Annotated in this window: 16 protein-coding genes; 5 read left to right on the forward strand and 11 right to left on the reverse strand. The window is 40.5% G+C overall.

All coding sequences use genetic code 11. The features are described 5' to 3' along the window. Positions 1–892: class I tRNA ligase family protein (locus JWP71_RS03915; RefSeq protein WP_299497374.1), on the reverse strand; the 892-nt coding region annotated here is incomplete at its 3' end. Between the two features lie 289 nt (positions 893–1,181). On the opposite strand from JWP71_RS03915, the gene JWP71_RS03920 reads away from it, so the two are divergent. From JWP71_RS03920 to JWP71_RS03935, 4 genes are all read left to right on the forward strand, one after another. Continuing rightward, positions 1,182–1,352: a hypothetical protein gene (locus JWP71_RS03920; RefSeq protein WP_299497376.1), complete on the forward strand. Its 171-nt coding sequence runs from the start codon at positions 1,182–1,184 to the stop codon at positions 1,350–1,352. After that, positions 1,352–1,579 carry a hypothetical protein gene (locus tag JWP71_RS03925; RefSeq protein ID WP_299497378.1) on the forward strand — a complete coding sequence of 76 codons (228 nt, stop codon included), beginning with the start codon at positions 1,352–1,354 and terminating at the stop codon, positions 1,577–1,579. Before JWP71_RS03920 ends, JWP71_RS03925 begins: the two co-directional genes overlap by 1 nt. A gap of 409 nt (positions 1,580–1,988) precedes the next feature. Continuing rightward, on the forward strand, positions 1,989–2,609 hold the full coding sequence (locus JWP71_RS03930) for a hypothetical protein (protein WP_299497380.1): 621 nt from the start codon (positions 1,989–1,991) through the stop codon (positions 2,607–2,609). A gap of 29 nt (positions 2,610–2,638) precedes the next feature. Further along, positions 2,639–2,776: a hypothetical protein gene (locus tag JWP71_RS03935; protein ID WP_299497382.1), complete on the forward strand. Its 138-nt coding sequence runs from the start codon at positions 2,639–2,641 to the stop codon at positions 2,774–2,776. A gap of 213 nt (positions 2,777–2,989) precedes the next feature. Here JWP71_RS03935 and JWP71_RS03940 read toward each other — a convergent pair whose 3' ends face one another. The 7 genes from JWP71_RS03940 to JWP71_RS03970 form a co-directional block, all read right to left on the reverse strand. Then, entirely contained in the window at positions 2,990–3,766 is a 777-nt protein-coding gene (locus JWP71_RS03940; protein ID WP_299497384.1) for an SDR family oxidoreductase, read from the reverse strand. Between the two features lie 210 nt (positions 3,767–3,976). After that, positions 3,977–5,428, reverse strand: a complete 1,452-nt coding sequence (locus JWP71_RS03945; protein WP_299497386.1) for a hypothetical protein — start codon at positions 5,426–5,428, stop codon at positions 3,977–3,979. Positions 5,429–5,440: 12 nt separating this feature from the next. Then, a complete protein-coding gene (locus JWP71_RS03950; RefSeq protein ID WP_299497388.1) occupies positions 5,441–6,697 on the reverse strand; it encodes a hypothetical protein in 1,257 nt (418 codons plus the stop codon). 33 nt (positions 6,698–6,730) lie between these two features. Beyond that, positions 6,731–7,315: a hypothetical protein gene (locus JWP71_RS03955; protein WP_299497390.1), complete on the reverse strand. Its 585-nt coding sequence runs from the start codon at positions 7,313–7,315 to the stop codon at positions 6,731–6,733. A gap of 258 nt (positions 7,316–7,573) precedes the next feature. Then, a complete protein-coding gene (locus JWP71_RS03960; RefSeq protein WP_299497392.1) occupies positions 7,574–8,287 on the reverse strand; it encodes a DUF1080 domain-containing protein in 714 nt (237 codons plus the stop codon). A gap of 12 nt (positions 8,288–8,299) precedes the next feature. After that, a complete protein-coding gene (locus tag JWP71_RS03965) occupies positions 8,300–9,616 on the reverse strand; it encodes a gluconate:H+ symporter (RefSeq protein ID WP_299497394.1) in 1,317 nt (438 codons plus the stop codon). 29 nt (positions 9,617–9,645) lie between these two features. Beyond that, positions 9,646–11,361 carry an IlvD/Edd family dehydratase gene (locus JWP71_RS03970; RefSeq protein WP_299497395.1) on the reverse strand — a complete coding sequence of 572 codons (1,716 nt, stop codon included), beginning with the start codon at positions 11,359–11,361 and terminating at the stop codon, positions 9,646–9,648. A 614-nt stretch (positions 11,362–11,975) separates the two neighbouring features. Here JWP71_RS03970 and JWP71_RS03975 point away from each other — a divergent pair. Beyond that, on the forward strand, positions 11,976–12,227 hold the full coding sequence (locus tag JWP71_RS03975; protein ID WP_299497397.1) for a hypothetical protein: 252 nt from the start codon (positions 11,976–11,978) through the stop codon (positions 12,225–12,227). Here the strand turns inward: JWP71_RS03975 and recO are convergent, their stop codons facing one another. The 3 genes from recO to JWP71_RS03990 form a co-directional block, all read right to left on the reverse strand. After that, complete coding sequence (gene recO, locus JWP71_RS03980; protein ID WP_299497399.1) at positions 12,228–12,953, reverse strand: DNA repair protein RecO; 726 nt, start codon at positions 12,951–12,953, stop codon at positions 12,228–12,230. Beyond that, positions 12,943–13,308: a diacylglycerol kinase family protein gene (locus JWP71_RS03985; RefSeq protein ID WP_299497401.1), complete on the reverse strand. Its 366-nt coding sequence runs from the start codon at positions 13,306–13,308 to the stop codon at positions 12,943–12,945. The genes recO and JWP71_RS03985 overlap by 11 nt, the downstream gene beginning before the upstream one ends. 172 nt (positions 13,309–13,480) lie before the next feature. Beyond that, a complete protein-coding gene (locus JWP71_RS03990) occupies positions 13,481–15,109 on the reverse strand; it encodes a PAS domain-containing sensor histidine kinase (protein WP_299497403.1) in 1,629 nt (542 codons plus the stop codon). Positions 15,110–15,479: the final 370 nt, after the last annotated feature.

Below are 15,479 nucleotides of genomic sequence, written 5' to 3' on the forward strand. Positions count from 1 at the left end.
CGCCTTTATAATCTTCAAAAGAAGCGTTTTCACCTTCGGCTTTAAAGAATTTGCCTATCAGATCTTTTGCTAATATTACCGTTACCGGTTCATAGGTGTACGGATTGAAAGAGGCTATTTTTACATAGCTTATCTTTTCGCCAACAGCTAAAGCGCAATTTGCAGGTAATGTCCACGGCGTAGTTGTCCAAGCTAATATGTACAGATCAGTATTGATATTTTCGAATAAAAATTCCGAATCTTTGTCTCTTTTAACTTTAAACTGTGCGGTTATGGTAGTATCCTTCACCATTTTATAGGTGCCCGGCTGGTTCAACTCGTGCGAGCTTAGGCCGGTGCCCGATTTTGGCGAGTATGGCTGCACAGTATAACCCTTATATAGCAGATTTTTTGAGTGAAGCTCTTTTAATATCCACCAGAGCGATTCTATGTATTCGTTTTTATAAGTGATGTACGGATCTTCCAGGTCAACCCAGTAGCCCATCTTTTCGGTCAGGTCATTCCAAACATCGGTGTAACGCATCACCTCCTTGCGGCAGGCATCATTATATTCTTTAACGGTTATTTTTTTACCGATATCGTCTTTAGTAATCCCTAAAGCTTTTTCTACAGCCAGTTCAATAGGCAGGCCGTGGGTATCCCAGCCGCCCTTGCGTTTTACCTGGTAACCTTTTAGCGTTTTGTAACGGCAAAAAATATCTTTAATGGCGCGCGCCATTACGTGGTGAATACCGGGCATACCATTGGCACTCGGCGGTCCTTCATAAAATGTATACGGGTTACCGGCCGGGCGACTGCTGATGCTTTTTTCGAAGATGTTGTTCTCCTTCCAAAACTCCAGCACATCTTTGCCTGTTTGCGATAAATTTAACTGCTTATATTCCTTGTACATTAATCTATTACACCTCAAATTTTAGAGGTTGCAAAAATACGAAAAGTTTACCTAAATTTTTGCAGTGGCTTAGTCATTTATATTACATAAAATGGTTTAACTCCCTCTCATATCTTTGCTATATGGGACGAGAGGTGGCAATGTTTGGGGGTTTTGCGGCTGTGTGGGGGGGCTTGCATATAAAGCCAATTTAATTTAACTTTGTTTTAAAGCAAACCGAAAGGGAATATCTTAAATTGCATATCAAGGCTATGACACAAGTAGTATTAAATATAAATAACAAGAAAAAATGGAACGCCCTGAAAACCATTTTAGAAGTTATGAATATAGACTACACGGCAAAGACGCGACAGAAAAGATAAGTGAACAAGAATTGGAATTATTGCACCGCGCCGAAAACGATAAAGAAAACGGCAGGCTAACCACCTACACCAGCCACCGCGATATTTTAGGCAGGTAATGACTGCTGAAGTTGTTTATACCGATACCTATAAAATAACTTTAATTGCAGTTATCAATTATGTAGAAAATAATTACGGTGCTTCATCTGCCGGAAAACTATTAGACAGAATTGACCGCATTGTTAAAAAATCATTACAAACCCAGATCTCTACCAGGCTATCCCGGTGGATGCACGATACCGAAGGGCTATTATTTCCCGCCAATCTTCATTGGTTTATGAGGTAACAGAAACAAAGATCATCCTTTTATATATTTTTGATAACAGGCAAGACCCCGTTTGGACTTAATGCTATTTTTGCAAGCAAGGCACGAGTAGCCCTTTGCACAGCCCTAACCGGATACTCGCGCCAGTAGGGAGAAGGATATCCGCTTATATTTAATCCCCAGCTTTTAACTGCTGGATAATGATACAATATTCTTTAAATAACCGGAATTAGAAATTTTATTTAACATTTTTAATCGGAAATTAAAAATGTTAACTTAATCATTACTACCATGTTGACATTTTAAATAATTGATTACCTATCAAATATATTATGCCGCCGTGCGTTAAATGTACAGCTATAACCCGTAGTTTTAAAGCGGTAACGCGTTTTTGTATATGATGTATTCCGTTACGAGCCTGATATTAAATATGTTTAAAAAAGCCTTATTCACCATTATTATTTTAATTGTCTTGCTGTCGACGGCTTTTAGCCAGGGAAAATGGGAGTTGAAACGAAACGAAAATGGCATAGAAGTGTTTACGCGCACCCCATTAACCGGGAACCTTAAAGAGTTAAGGGTTATTTGCGAATTAACCACCACGAAAACACAATTGATAAAAACACTGCAGGATATTAAACACTATAATGATTGGGTTTACAACACACGAAAAACCGCGATTCTAAAAACAGTAAATTCGAAACAAATCATTTTTTATTCGGTATCGCATTTACCGTGGCCCATAAAAGACCGTGACCTGATAGTGCAGCTTAGCTTGCTCCCCGACAGTATAACTAACCGGTTTGAGATACAGGCTAAAAGCCTGCCTGATTATTTGCCTAAAAATCCTGATATTATACGTGTACCGTACTCGCTTGCCCTATGGAAAGTTATTGTAGTTGACGACCATACCTTAAAGGTTGACTATACTTTCAGCGTAAACCCGGGCGGAAACCTCCCCGCATGGCTGGTAAACACCACTTTAGCCATAGGCCCCTATAATTCTTTTATGGATTTAAGGGATGAGTTAAAAAAAGCCGCTTCCAAATAAGTATTCAAACTGGACCCTGCCAAAACTATATGGGAAAATTTGAGATAATTTTATCCGACAGGGCAAAAAAAGACTTATTAGCTATTGAAAGATCAGGGGATAAGGCATCAATAAAAAAAGTTGAGGCTATTATTTCTGCCCTTGTTGGTGTTAAACTTAGCGTATAGCTTTTTTATGAGTAAGAATAATGAGATTTTGTGAAAATAAATTTGTTTTTACGGTAGTATATCCCCCCATCGGTCCGGCTTTCCAATTAGGAGTGTTCTTATCCATAAACAAATTTATCTGAATGACTGCCCTTATACTTATCGATTTAATAAGATCTTTCACTACGTTCAGGATGACAAAAAGGTATTTTAGAACCAACAACATCAAGCCAATTAAAATATGGCCCGGCTTGCGCCGCCATCAACCTGTATGGTAGTGCCGGTAATGTAGGATGCCTGTGCTGATGCCAGGAATGCCACCAGCGCGGCCAGTTCTTCGGGCCTGCCAATACGGCCCAGGGGGATACTTTTAGCGCGTTCTTTCAACGCTTCTTCCGGGTCGACGCCTTTTGGCAAAGTATGTTTAATTCTATCAGTTAATATCATACCCGGGCCAATATTATTAACCGTGATGTTATATGGGCCAAACTCGTCGGCCATCATTTTAGCCAACCCCACCACGCCCAAACGCATACTGGTAGACAATACCGAATTCGCCAGTACAGATTTGGTGCTTCCGCTTATAATATTGATAATGCGCCCGCTGCCTGATTTTTTAAGATAAGGCAATACCAGCCTGCTCATGTGGGCAACACTTAACAGGTTTAATTCGAATGCCTTTTGCCAGGCATCAGTATCAAAGTTCTCAAATTTGTCAAATGGTGGTCCGCCGGCGTTGTTCAGCAAAATATCTATCTGCCCAAAAGCAGCGGCGGCTTTTTTTACAAAATCTTCAATTTGTTTACCGTCTGATACATCCACCGGGATAGCTATCACTTCGTTGCCGGTCAACTTTTTTATTTCACCGGCAGTTTTATTCAGTTCGTTTTCATCGCGCGAACCAATTATAACTTTCGCGCCTTCGGCAGATAGAGTTGTGGCAATAGCCTTGCCCAGGCCCTTGCTGGCTGCTAATACTATGGCTACTTTGTTGCCGAGTTTTAAATCCATATGCTAATATACAGAGTTTTTGGGGAGGTGTGAAGGGCGTGGGAGAAAGGAGAAAGGAGAAAGGAGAAAGGTTCAGGTGGGGTCAGGTAGGATCACCAAGTTAGTCCGGGATTTATAATCCCGGACTAACGGAGCCAATTTGGGTATTGGGGAAGTGCGACGAATTATTGCATCAGCAATTTTTTCCGGCCCGCGCCATCGCTATTATTTTTATTTAAAAACTATAGGTTTAACTGATGAGTTGTTGCCAGCCAGCACGCTTATTTGCCCACCGTTGCTACTAAAAAATTGAGGGTACAACGTATAAGTACTCACTTTTACATCAAGCTCTTTGGCAAAAGGTATAGGCGCCTCCATCAAGCCATCATTGGTAATCAATACCGCTACGGGCAATTTATAGTTTTTATAGCTTTTCTCGTCAAAGTATTTACCATATTGGTCATTGTATATTAAAGCCAGTTTACCATTAATAAGGCCAGACGACACCATGTATTGCTGGTCAAGATCATGCGATACCCAGGGATTTCTGCTTAAAGGCATATCAAATTTTTTGGCACCATCGGCGCTAAAACCTGTTACCATAATATCGTTGTGGCTGTAATCAAAAGATTCATCCATCCCCAGGTGCTGCATGCTTGAGCCGGAGCTTAGTTGCCTTTCGGCTTTGTATTGTTCGCCTACTAAATAAAACGTATTACCATTATAAACAATGTTACGTGCAGTAAGATTGGTAACAGGTTTATCAAAATTAAATGTTTTAACCTCATTTATTTTGGCCGAGTTAAATAACCAGGTACCGGTAGTCTGAGTGTCTCCCATAGAAAAGGTTTTCTTTTTTTGAACATATCCTGCAATAACCAATTCGCCGGCCGGGTTCACGGTGGAGGTATAGTTAAAATTCTTTTGGTCAGGATCGGCCATCATTATAGGGATAATAGTAGCCTGCCCACCTGTTGTGTATTTATAAAGTGTAGGATATTTATATGTTTTGTCAAAATCTTCTGACAGGATGTATAAGTCGCCTTTATCAGATGCCAGGAAGTTATAGATCTCTATACGCTTGGCTTTACCGGCAAAGCTAAATTCGCCGGTGCTTAATTGTTTTAAATTCTCGTCAAGTATAAAATACTTAAACAGATCAGGACTATCCTTTTCATGCACAGGCTGGCCTATTACGGCTATATGTTTTTTATCAGGCGTAAGGCAAATATACCAGTCAACGGGGCTAAGCAATCTGGTTTGCGGCAGGCTGCCTACTTCTACACCAGTTTCATTAACTTTTCCATCCTCTCTGATTGTGCACGCAACCAGGGTGCTTTTCCCATCGGTTTTATTAAAATTCTCAACAAATGCAATTGGTGTGTTGCCTATTACTACAAGCTGTTGCAGTTGGAAAGAGTTATTTATAAATCCGGTTTTTATCCATATATCTTTATTAAATGTGATATTGCCGCCTTTGTCGGCAACAATTAGCTGGTTAATCTTGGCCATATTTTCTCTGCGCCTGATTAAAAAATAGTCGGCAGTGCTTGTGCTGAAAGAGGTAAATACAGGTTTTTTGGCTAAACTAAATAGTGGGTCGCTATTACCCTGTATAACCTTAACCTGCCCAAAGGCGGTAATGCCAATTAGCAATGCGGCAAATAATAATAAATGTTTCATATAGGTTGGCTTTTAATTGTGTAGTTGTCGATTTTTAAGTTCAGCAAAAAGCACGTCAAAATCGAGTTTTATCCTTCGGTCGCTGTTATCCATGCTTAATGTATTTAATTTCTCTAAGGTGCTTTCGCCTCCCTGCGTATCGCTCAGGGCAAAATAGGCTTCTAATAGGTCAAAGTAAATTCCCAGTGCGATGTCTTTATTAATGCGCGCCTTTTTATTACTGATATCAGCCTCCTTTAGGGCTGTGTTCCATAAATCGCAGGCCTTTTGCAGCTTAGCTTTGCCGGAGTTTGCATCCTGTTGCATCATCAATAAACCCGATGATGCTTCATTAAAAGCGGTCGTCAGATCAGTATAGCCATTGTCGCCGTTTTTTATATAATATAGCGTGGCAACTCTTTTTATACTTGAGTAGCCATATTTATCATTAAGCAGGTTATTTATAAAACGCAGGTTATCTTGCAGTATCTTCTCTTCGGTAGTTTTTAAAAGCAAGTCGTAATTAATACCCGAGGGTCTGTCAGTAGCCGGGCCCTTGTATATCTTGTAACTATTTAATTCGGGTGGTGTAAGGCTTAGCATTTCTTTTCCATCGGGTGCATAAACTTTTACAGCCATAGGGTGGCGATATGAAAATTCGGTATGATACAATGTGCTTTTATACATACCCGAACTGCCGCTTCCACCTAATTTTACATTTTCTTGCTGTTCATCCATACTGCGGGGCCTGGTATGGTCAAATCCATATAAAACTACTTTGATCCTTAATCCGTTTCCGGGTTCATTTTTATACCCTTCAAGCTTAATGTAGGTGTTTGCAATTACCCCGTAATCATAGGATGATTGCAGGTTTGGCTTTTCAACCGTCGCTAAATAAGGCTTACTAATTATCTCTCTTACAGGCTTTTTATTATCAAGGAGGCTCATTTCGGCTATTTTAGTTCCGAGCGACTTTTTATTGTATTCTGCAATTGCTTTATCGTATCTGTCATTAGCAGCCTTTACCTGTGCGGTGTAGCTGGCCACATCATTACGATACTTCTCTTCGGCAGCGTTTCTTTGCTGCTCATACTCATTTACCAATTGCTGGTTTCTGGCTTCGTAGGCGGCTTCAAACGTTAGCTGGTAACTATCAATGCCTTTTACAGGCAATGCAGGTAAGCGGTTATAATTATACGAAATAGCTTCTGATTTTAATTTCTGTCCAAAACTAGTATAGCTCAAAAAAACTGAAAATAAAAAACAGTAGCCAATAATGGCTTTTTTCATGATGGTGTGGTTAAGGCGGTAACTATAAAAAAACTATTTTTTTGACGCGGCCCAGGCATTGTATTCATTTACAATTGTTGCAACACCAAGTATACCATATCCTTTATCTTTCCGGTCAACCTTACCTGCCAATTCAACATCATCACCAACAAGGTTAAGCATCGTTTTTTTAAACCCAAAAACCATTGAAGCATTACTAAATGGTTCTTCATCGCCTTTTTGCCATAACAACTGCTCAGTAGGGGCCCAGTAAGTAAACGTAGTGATGGCACCCGGCTGCGTTATATAAACAAAGTTCCGGTTACCTTTACCAAAACCTATATTGCCGCTATAATTTATGCTTTTGTATTGCATGTTTTCAATGGTGTAACCGGCAATATCTGCAGGCTTGTATACTTTTTCAGTATGTACATCATTAAAATCTGTGTAATAAATACATTTTTTTTGATTGGCCTGACGATCATCATAATAGATGTATCCCTTTACAGTTTGGCCATCCAGTGTAGTAATAGTACCTGGGTGTACGCCGCGCGATAATTGAGGTTTTGTGTATTCTTGCGACATAGCATGTAGGCTAATGGCAGTGGTAAATAACACCAGGAGTAACATTTTTTTCATAAGGAGTAGGTTGTTTATAATACCAAATCTACTTCTTTTCTTTTATATTATAGCATGATATATAGAAGGTTAAATAAAACAGCCCTGCTTTCATGACCTTAAATCCGGGTTAGTTTGGATTAATAATCCCTGACTAAATTATATCGGGATTATCAATCCCGTTGCACATTGCTTGTGGTACGTGTATAGAGCGAGTGGGTAAAACAAAAAAGGGCTGAACAAACGTACAGCCCTTTTTCTTGTCATCGGTAAAGTGTTTTACAACACCCTCATCTTAATATTTTTAAATGCTACGGGGCCGTGGTGGTCCTGCAATTGTATACGGCCCTTATTTACCATGCCAAATACCGGCTCGGCTTTGTTGAATTTGCTGCCGGCTACACCGTCCAAATATTCTTTGCTGCCACGCTCAAACTCCAGTACTTTAATACCGTTTACCCAGTGCTCTACATGTTTGCCTTTGGCTACTATACGTATGGTGTTCCACTGGCCGGGCGGGTTTACTTTCTTTTTGGCTTCAACGGGCGGCAATACATCATACAACGAGCCTAACAAATGATTGGGTTGTTTATTATCTTCGCCCAAAACATCATCAATAATCTGGAACTCACAGCCCAGGTTGCCGCCTTTATCATACTTATAGCAAAAGTATTTTATGCCTGTGTTGGTGGCGGGCTCTATGTTAAAATCTACAGTAAACTCAAAATCGCCGTATTCGTCGGCGGTGTAAATATCGCCGCCGTTAGCTCCTTTTTTAAGCGTCAGGGCGCCGTCTACAACTTCCCACGCGCCGGGTGCGGCGGTGGTAGGTGTACCGTTGGCGCTTGTCCAGCCGGTTGCGGTGGTGCCATCAAACAGCAGTTTCCAGTGCTGGCTTATTTCTTTTTTGGTTAAAGTATTGTCTTTTGCTTTCTGGCTAAAGGCGGTAGTTATTACCGCGCTCAATATCAATGTTAAAAACAGCTTTCTCATGTTGTATAATCTTTAATGTATAAATGTATTCAATATTAACACTCCGGCCAGCCCGATAGTAGATACCAGCGTTTCCATTAACGACCACGAAAGGAATGTGTTTTTCATGCTCAAACCAAAGTATTCTTTAGTAACCCAAAAAGAGGTATCATTAACATGCGAACAAAACAAGCTACCCGCGCCTACCGAAAGTACCATCAGGTTAGGGTCGACAGGGATATGCTGCATTAGCGGGTAAATAATACCCGCAGCGGTTAAGCCTGCCACGGTTGCTGATCCTAAACAAAGCCTTAATACAGCCGCTATTATCCATCCCAGCAATAAAGGCGGTAGGTTAAGCCCCTGTAAGGTGTTAGCTATCTGGTTGCTTGCCCCGCTATCAAGAAATATCTGTTTTAATATACCGGCGCTGCCAATAATAAGCAGGATCATGGATATTTCTTTTACGGCATCGGCATAAACGTTCATCACCTCGGTAAGCTTCATGCCCATGCGGATGCCTAAGGTGTAGGTAGCTATCATTATAGTTTCCATCATGGCAATGTTAGGATCGCCTAAAAAGGTAATTATATTTTTTAGCCGGGGATGAGTGCCTATGTAAGGGGTAATGATAATACTTAAACCAATAACAATAACCGGCAATAGCGATGATAGTATACTATTTACCAGGCTTGGAAGCTTTTCGGCAGGTATCTCCTGTACCGACATGGCAATAATAGAGTTTGAGGGCATGTTGCGTAAAAACCTTGCAAACAGCGGCCCCGAAATAACAATTGCCGGAACGGCTACAATTATACCGTACACAAAAACTTTAGCTATATCTGCATGGAACTGCGTAAGCAGCGCCATAGGCGACGGATGCGGCGGCAAAAAGCCATGCATTACTGATAGCGACGCCAACATAGGAATACCCACATATACCAGCGGCAGTTTATACTGGTTGGCTACCGAGAATATGATAGGGATGAGCAAAAAGAAGCCCACATTATAAAACAGTGATATACCTACAATAAACCCAGTTACGCACATGGCCCAGGTTATATATTTTTCGCCAAAAGCATTGCGCATAGAGGTTGCTATTTTTTGCGCGGCACCGCTTACACCCACCAGCTTACCCAGCATGGCACCCAGTACAATGATGATAACCAGCGAGCCCAGCATATCGCCAATACCCTTATTTACAGATTGTGTAATATGAGTAAGGGGCATACCTAACAGCAATGCAGCCATTAGCGAAATAATTAAAAAAGTAAGGAACACATTTAGCTTTGCCCAGGTTACGAGCAATATCAGCGTTACAATACAAAAAACAAGAACAAATATTACCATGGTTTAGTTATAGGTTGATAGTTAATTAATTAATGTGAATCTCTAAGTACCTCAGAGCCTGAGCCACCTACAAGGAAGTCAAGGTCGGCACCTTTATCGGCTTGTTGTACATGCTTAACATATAAGTTTACATAGCCACGGTTTGATGCCGGTGCTGCCGCTACCCATTTGCTTCTGCGGATGGCCAGTTCTTCGTCTGATACCTCAAGATGGATGGACTTGTTTGCCACATTAAGTTCTATCATATCACCGTTTTCAACCAGCCCCAAATTACCGCCAATAGCAGATTCGGGCGATACATGCAGTATCACCGTACCAAAAGCGGTACCGCTCATGCGGCCGTCTGATATGCGTACCATATCGGTAATGCCTTTATCCAATAGTTTTTTAGGCAGGGTCATATTACCTACTTCGGGCATGCCGGGATAGCCTACTGGGCCAACACTCTTAAGTACCATTACGCAGGTTTCGTCAATATCCAGGTTAGGATCATCAACACGTGCGTGATAATCTTCAATATTTTCAAATACCACGGCACGGCCACGGTGCTGCATCAGGCCCGGTGTTGCTGCCGATGGTTTAATAACCGCGCCATTTAAGGCTAAATTACCTTTTACCACAACAATACCTGCTTCGGGGATTATGGGTTTTTCGAATTGATGTATTACCTCTTCGTTATAAATAACACCGGCGGGTTCAATGTTTTCTTTATGCGATTTGCCGGTAACGGTTATCACATCCATATCCAAAACAGAACTCATTTGTTTTAATATAGCCGGCAGGCCGCCTGCATAATAAAAATCTTCCATCAGGAATTTACCCGACGGCATCAGATCTAATAACAACGGCATTTTGCTGCCTATCTGGTCAAAATCTTCCAGGTTTAATTCAACGCCAATACGTCCCGCGATAGCGGTTAAATGAATAACAAAGTTGGATGAGCCGCCAATGGCCGCGTTAACCTTAATAGCATTCTCGAAAGCGGCGCGGGTTAATATTTTAGATATTTTAAGGTCCTCTTTAACCATTTCTACAATACGCCTGCCGGATAGCTGTGCCAGTCGTTTCCTCCTGGAATCAACTGCCGGAATAGCCGCGCCACCGCTTAATGACATGCCTAGCGATTCTACCATGCAAGCCATTGTCGAGGCCGTACCCATTGTCATGCAATGACCGGGGCTGCGCGACATACAGCTTTCGGCCTCGGTAAATTCGGCGTAGCTCATTTTGCCGGTTTTAAGGTCGTCGGTAAAAGTCCAAACGTTAGTACCCGAGCCTATATCATGGCCCTTGTATTTGCCGTTTAGCATTGGTCCGCCCTGCACTACAATGGTTGGCAGGTCTACACTGGCAGCGCCCATCAGGGTAGATGGTGTAGTTTTATCGCAACCGGTAAGCAGCACCACACCATCAATAGGATTACCTCTTATAGATTCCTCGGTATCCATACTGGCCAGGTTGCGGAACAACATAGCGGTAGGTTTTAACAATGTTTCGCCTAACGACATGATGGGAAACTCCAGCGGGAAACCTCCCGCTTCAAACACACCGCGTTTTACGCTTTCGGCAATATCACGCAGATGGGCGTTGCAGGGAGTAAGCTCTGACCATGTATTACAGATTCCAATTACCGGCCGGCCATCAAACATATCCTCGGGCATGCCCTGGTTTTTCATCCAGCTGCGATAGATGAAGCCCATTTTATCCTTTTTACCAAACCAGTCTGAACTTCGAAATGTAGACATAACAGTGTTATTGTAAGTGTTAAATATTATAAAGCACAACTAACCAATTCCAACGCAAACAAATGGGGTTATTAGCTATAAAAAATCAGTTTATTTAAAATTGGTGTTAACGGGATGCAAAGTAATAAATCTTTAAAACAAAATGAGTAATAAAATTGATGGGATGTTGGTTGCCATTCACCCGATTTTTTTATTTTTGATAGCCTCTATCTGGCTAACAATAAATCCAAGGTTAGCGGTTACCTTGCTATTATAAGATAGGCGAGCTAATTAATACTAATCCATATATTATATCGAACAATTTATAAAAGACAATATAAAATTTGTAATTCTGGTATTTTGCATGTTAAATTAAGTTAAAATATTACACCGCTAGTCCATAGCTATTATCTTTGTTTAATTGTTATTATCGAAGTTAAAACACTAGTTCTTTATGATTAATAATGAGTCAGTTAATAACAAAGAGAGAGAGCCGTTTAAGCCCTCTCTTTTTGTTTTAAAGCTTTCTTCCAAACAACCTTTCTTTGCTGCATATAAATAAGGTTGTATAAAAACTTCCAATTAAAGTAAACATCCCATCAATTACGGTGTTATAGAAAATAAAACACTAAGCCATGATTGACCCTCACGATACAACGCCAGCCGAAAAAGACGGAAAATATCAATTTCAGTTAAATTACTCGGGCCGCGAAGTGCGATGCCTGGTAGAAAAAGAACAACAAAGGCTGCACGTTAAAATTGACAATAACATAGAAGCCGAGTTGGGAATACATAATGACGGTACTATAACCCAAATCAGCGGGGCTACTCTGCCAAATTCAAGTATAGATTTTATTAAGAAACAGGTTTTAGGCCTTAATGTGTAGTTAACCCAACACTTCTTCCAGTATTTCGTGCGAATGAATGTTGCCAAATCCTTCTATATGCAGGGTGTAATACTCTAATAACTTTGCTATAAGGTAACGGCGCTCATCATTAGTAAACTTTAATTGAGCAAGGCCCTCAAAATTACTTTGCAGCAATTTATTAAAGTTTTGCGTGTGGGGTGGCGACAGGTATAGCACACTATCAGGTTTGTATTTATTAAAAACTCCGTTTTTCAGATCGAAGTAATCGGCATCATTAGCTTGGTACCTGTCGGGATAAAAGCCCAGGTAACGCGTTAGTTGCAACAAAAACAACAAGTGAAAGTTAGCCATGCCGCTGGTTTGATTATCCAGCCATTCAATAGCGCTAAACACAAAACCAAACAGATTTTCGTCAGCCGATTGCTGCCTGATAGATTTATACAGCACTTCATTTAAAAACATAGCCATACTGCTTTTTATCATATCATAAGGGATGCTTTGCAATATCGGCGAGTTCTTCAGTTCGGCGATGCGCTGAACGTTGCCGGTATTTTTATGATAAACAACCATATCCAACAAATGAAGGGGCTGCAGCATATTGCGGCTTATTTTGGCTTTCGGTTTTTTTACTCCGTTTATGATGTATGATTGCAGGCCCAGTTTCTCTGTAAACACCTGTACAACAACACTGCTTTCGCCATAATCGGTAGTTTTAAGTACTATGCCCCGGGTTTTATGCAGCATGGATGAGGAGTAGCAGCTTTGGTAAAAAAATAATTATACCGGTTATCAATGCGAATAACGCGGCAATAACTACTGCCCCGGCGCTTACATCTTTAACGTAGCCGGCAATTTTATTGTATTCGGGCGATACGAGGTCGGTTAAAAATTCTAACGCGGTATTAAATAGCTCGGCCATTAATACTAATGCTATGCAGAAGATAACCCATTGCCATTCGTTGACAGCAATGTGGAGGGCATAACCCATAAATACAGCTAAAATAGATGCTACCAAATGCACCCTAAAATTAAGCTGGGTTTTAGCAGCATAACCTAAACCATTAAAAGCATAGCCAAAGCTGCGGATGAGTTTTTTCATATTCCATCAAAAATAATGAAAAAGTGGGGATATACGCACCCCGCCGACAGGCGAACCCACTTGGACCACCTGATCTACCCTGAGTCTGGGATTATAAAGCCAAACTAGTCCGGTTGGGAACTTGTGACGAATTCAAATCTTTCAAACACCGTCTGCATAAACAACCTGATCGTTAAGAATTAACCGGCACCGGATGTTTATCAATAATATCATTTGATTTTTGAGAAATCTCGCGGATAATGGCATCAAGCTCATCGGCGGATATAGTTATAAACTTTAATATTTCCCTCTGTTCGGCTTTACCGTTTGCAACTCCAAGCATGGGTACCAAACCCATTATACGCGCTAGCGGGGCTCTCACCAAATGCGATTGTGCCCATGAAATTTCGCGGAATATCTTATTCTGATCCTCTACCGTTTTTAAATATAATTTACTCGCGGTAATATCGCGCCCGGTAATGAATACCCCGTTAATTACATGGCTCTCGTAAACCGGTGTAAGGGTATACCGTATCCAGTTAGTAGTTCCTTTGTCGGTACGGTATTTCCTGTCATAATCAATTACTTCGCCGGCATATACTTTTTCTATAAGCCGCTCAAAATACACTAACTGCGGGATTTCTACAAACTCGAAGATGCAGCGGCCAATTTCCAACTCACGCTGGTCCTTGTTAAACCGCATGGATGCTGTGGCTCTGGAATTGAATAACTTAATATTGTGTTGTGTATCTAAAAGAACAAAACCATCAATGGCGCTATCAAACACGGCACGTAAATTAGCCTCAGATTCTTTAATTTTTTTATTAGTAGCCAATACTTCTAACTGGTATTTTACCTGTTGGGTAATATCTGTAGCCTGCACCAGCCTTACCGGGTGGTTATCCAGGTATAAATGATTGCTTTGTATGCTTACATAGATATAATCGCCGTTTTTTTTAATATGCTGCGTGGTGCCTTCATAATTATGGCCGGATTTATTATTGGCTTTTACTATCATTTCTACTTCTGCAGCTTTTTCGGGCGAGTTGATATCTTTTATCGTCATTAACAAAAACTCTTCCTTTGTATAACCATAGCGTTTGGAAGCGGCCTCGTTTACATCTAAAAACTTTAGGGTATCGGCATCAAATATCCACATGGGCAGGGGGCTATTGTTAAAAATGCTTTTATACCTTTCTTGCAAATGGCCCTTGTTTGTTATGGTTATTTGTAATTTTTCAAAAATGCGGTGAATGAGCGATATAATAACAATGCTTGCAAATATTAAATTAGAGCTAAAGGCTATCCATCGGCCTACACTATAGTTTGGTATGAGCGCACTGTTAAAAAGCCCGAATTTGATAATTAAAGCAAAACCTAACAGCAACGCCGTATTTAACAAAACCGACCAGTAAGCGTAGCGTATGGGCAATATCAGCGCAATAAGCACGGTGGTAAAAAACAAATAAAATACGCCCGGACCCATATAACCCAACGCGTTTATTAAATAAACGGATAAAAAATAGAATATGCCAATAACGTAAACTTTCCTGGTCCCGGGTGTTAACGGTTTAAAAAAAGTAACAAATACAATTAAAAGGAAGCTTAGTATATCAACCGTTGCAGTAACGTAGTAACCATTTATCATGGCTACAATTACGCCGGGAAGCAGCGCAATTAAACTAACGGGCAGGCAGTAGATAAGGAAATTAACAAACAATTGGTTTTGCCAAAACAGGAGGTCTTTTTTGTGGTGCTGTTCGTGTAAAGAAAGCCGGGCTTCTATTATCGCGGTATATTTCAGCCACCATTTTTTAACCATTTCAACCATCAGCTAAAGCTAAATTATTTATTGTTAACAGGAGGCGGTTAAATATGTTTAATTTAAAAGCAAAGTAATTTAAGGGCTTTTGTAATATGTTTTTTACAAAAGCAGGTAAAAAAGGTGAAAATTTAAAGCAGTTTTTTAACTTAAAGGCATTATGAGGCATGCAATTGGGCCAAATAAAAAAACCGATGTAGTTATGCAACTACACCGGCTAATTGTAACCAACTTAACTAAAATAATGCAACCAATTTTAACCCCAAAACTGGTAAGTACACATTAAGAGGTGATAGGGTTTAAGATATGTTTAAAGATAAGTGTAAAAAGAATAAAGCGTGCTGTTCATTTTGTTCATTTTTATTTGGAG

Origin of the sequence: Mucilaginibacter sp., from assembly GCF_028287845.1 — a bacterium.
Taxonomy (GTDB): Bacteria; Bacteroidota; Bacteroidia; order Sphingobacteriales; family Sphingobacteriaceae; genus Mucilaginibacter.

What these genes read in the sequence shown, in the direction of transcription:
- recO (WP_299497399.1), bottom strand. Translation starts at nt 12,953, where the DNA reads ATGCTGCATAAAACCCGGGGCATAGTACTTAAAACTACCGATTATGGC.
- JWP71_RS03945 (WP_299497386.1), bottom strand. Translation starts at nt 5,428, where the DNA reads ATGAAACATTTATTATTATTTGCCGCATTGCTAATTGGCATTACCGCC.
- JWP71_RS03975 (WP_299497397.1), top strand. Translation starts at nt 11,976, where the DNA reads ATGATTGACCCTCACGATACAACGCCAGCCGAAAAAGACGGAAAATAT.
- JWP71_RS03970 (WP_299497395.1), bottom strand. Translation starts at nt 11,361, where the DNA reads ATGTCTACATTTCGAAGTTCAGACTGGTTTGGTAAAAAGGATAAAATG.
- JWP71_RS03920 (WP_299497376.1), top strand. Translation starts at nt 1,182, where the DNA reads ATGGAACGCCCTGAAAACCATTTTAGAAGTTATGAATATAGACTACAC.
- JWP71_RS03935 (WP_299497382.1), top strand. Translation starts at nt 2,639, where the DNA reads ATGGGAAAATTTGAGATAATTTTATCCGACAGGGCAAAAAAAGACTTA.
- JWP71_RS03965 (WP_299497394.1), bottom strand. Translation starts at nt 9,616, where the DNA reads ATGGTAATATTTGTTCTTGTTTTTTGTATTGTAACGCTGATATTGCTC.
- JWP71_RS03955 (WP_299497390.1), bottom strand. Translation starts at nt 7,315, where the DNA reads ATGAAAAAAATGTTACTCCTGGTGTTATTTACCACTGCCATTAGCCTA.
- JWP71_RS03960 (WP_299497392.1), bottom strand. Translation starts at nt 8,287, where the DNA reads ATGAGAAAGCTGTTTTTAACATTGATATTGAGCGCGGTAATAACTACC.
- JWP71_RS03990 (WP_299497403.1), bottom strand. Translation starts at nt 15,109, where the DNA reads ATGGTTAAAAAATGGTGGCTGAAATATACCGCGATAATAGAAGCCCGG.
- JWP71_RS03985 (WP_299497401.1), bottom strand. Translation starts at nt 13,308, where the DNA reads ATGAAAAAACTCATCCGCAGCTTTGGCTATGCTTTTAATGGTTTAGGT.
- JWP71_RS03930 (WP_299497380.1), top strand. Translation starts at nt 1,989, where the DNA reads ATGTTTAAAAAAGCCTTATTCACCATTATTATTTTAATTGTCTTGCTG.
- JWP71_RS03925 (WP_299497378.1), top strand. Translation starts at nt 1,352, where the DNA reads ATGACTGCTGAAGTTGTTTATACCGATACCTATAAAATAACTTTAATT.
- JWP71_RS03950 (WP_299497388.1), bottom strand. Translation starts at nt 6,697, where the DNA reads ATGAAAAAAGCCATTATTGGCTACTGTTTTTTATTTTCAGTTTTTTTG.
- JWP71_RS03940 (WP_299497384.1), bottom strand. Translation starts at nt 3,766, where the DNA reads ATGGATTTAAAACTCGGCAACAAAGTAGCCATAGTATTAGCAGCCAGC.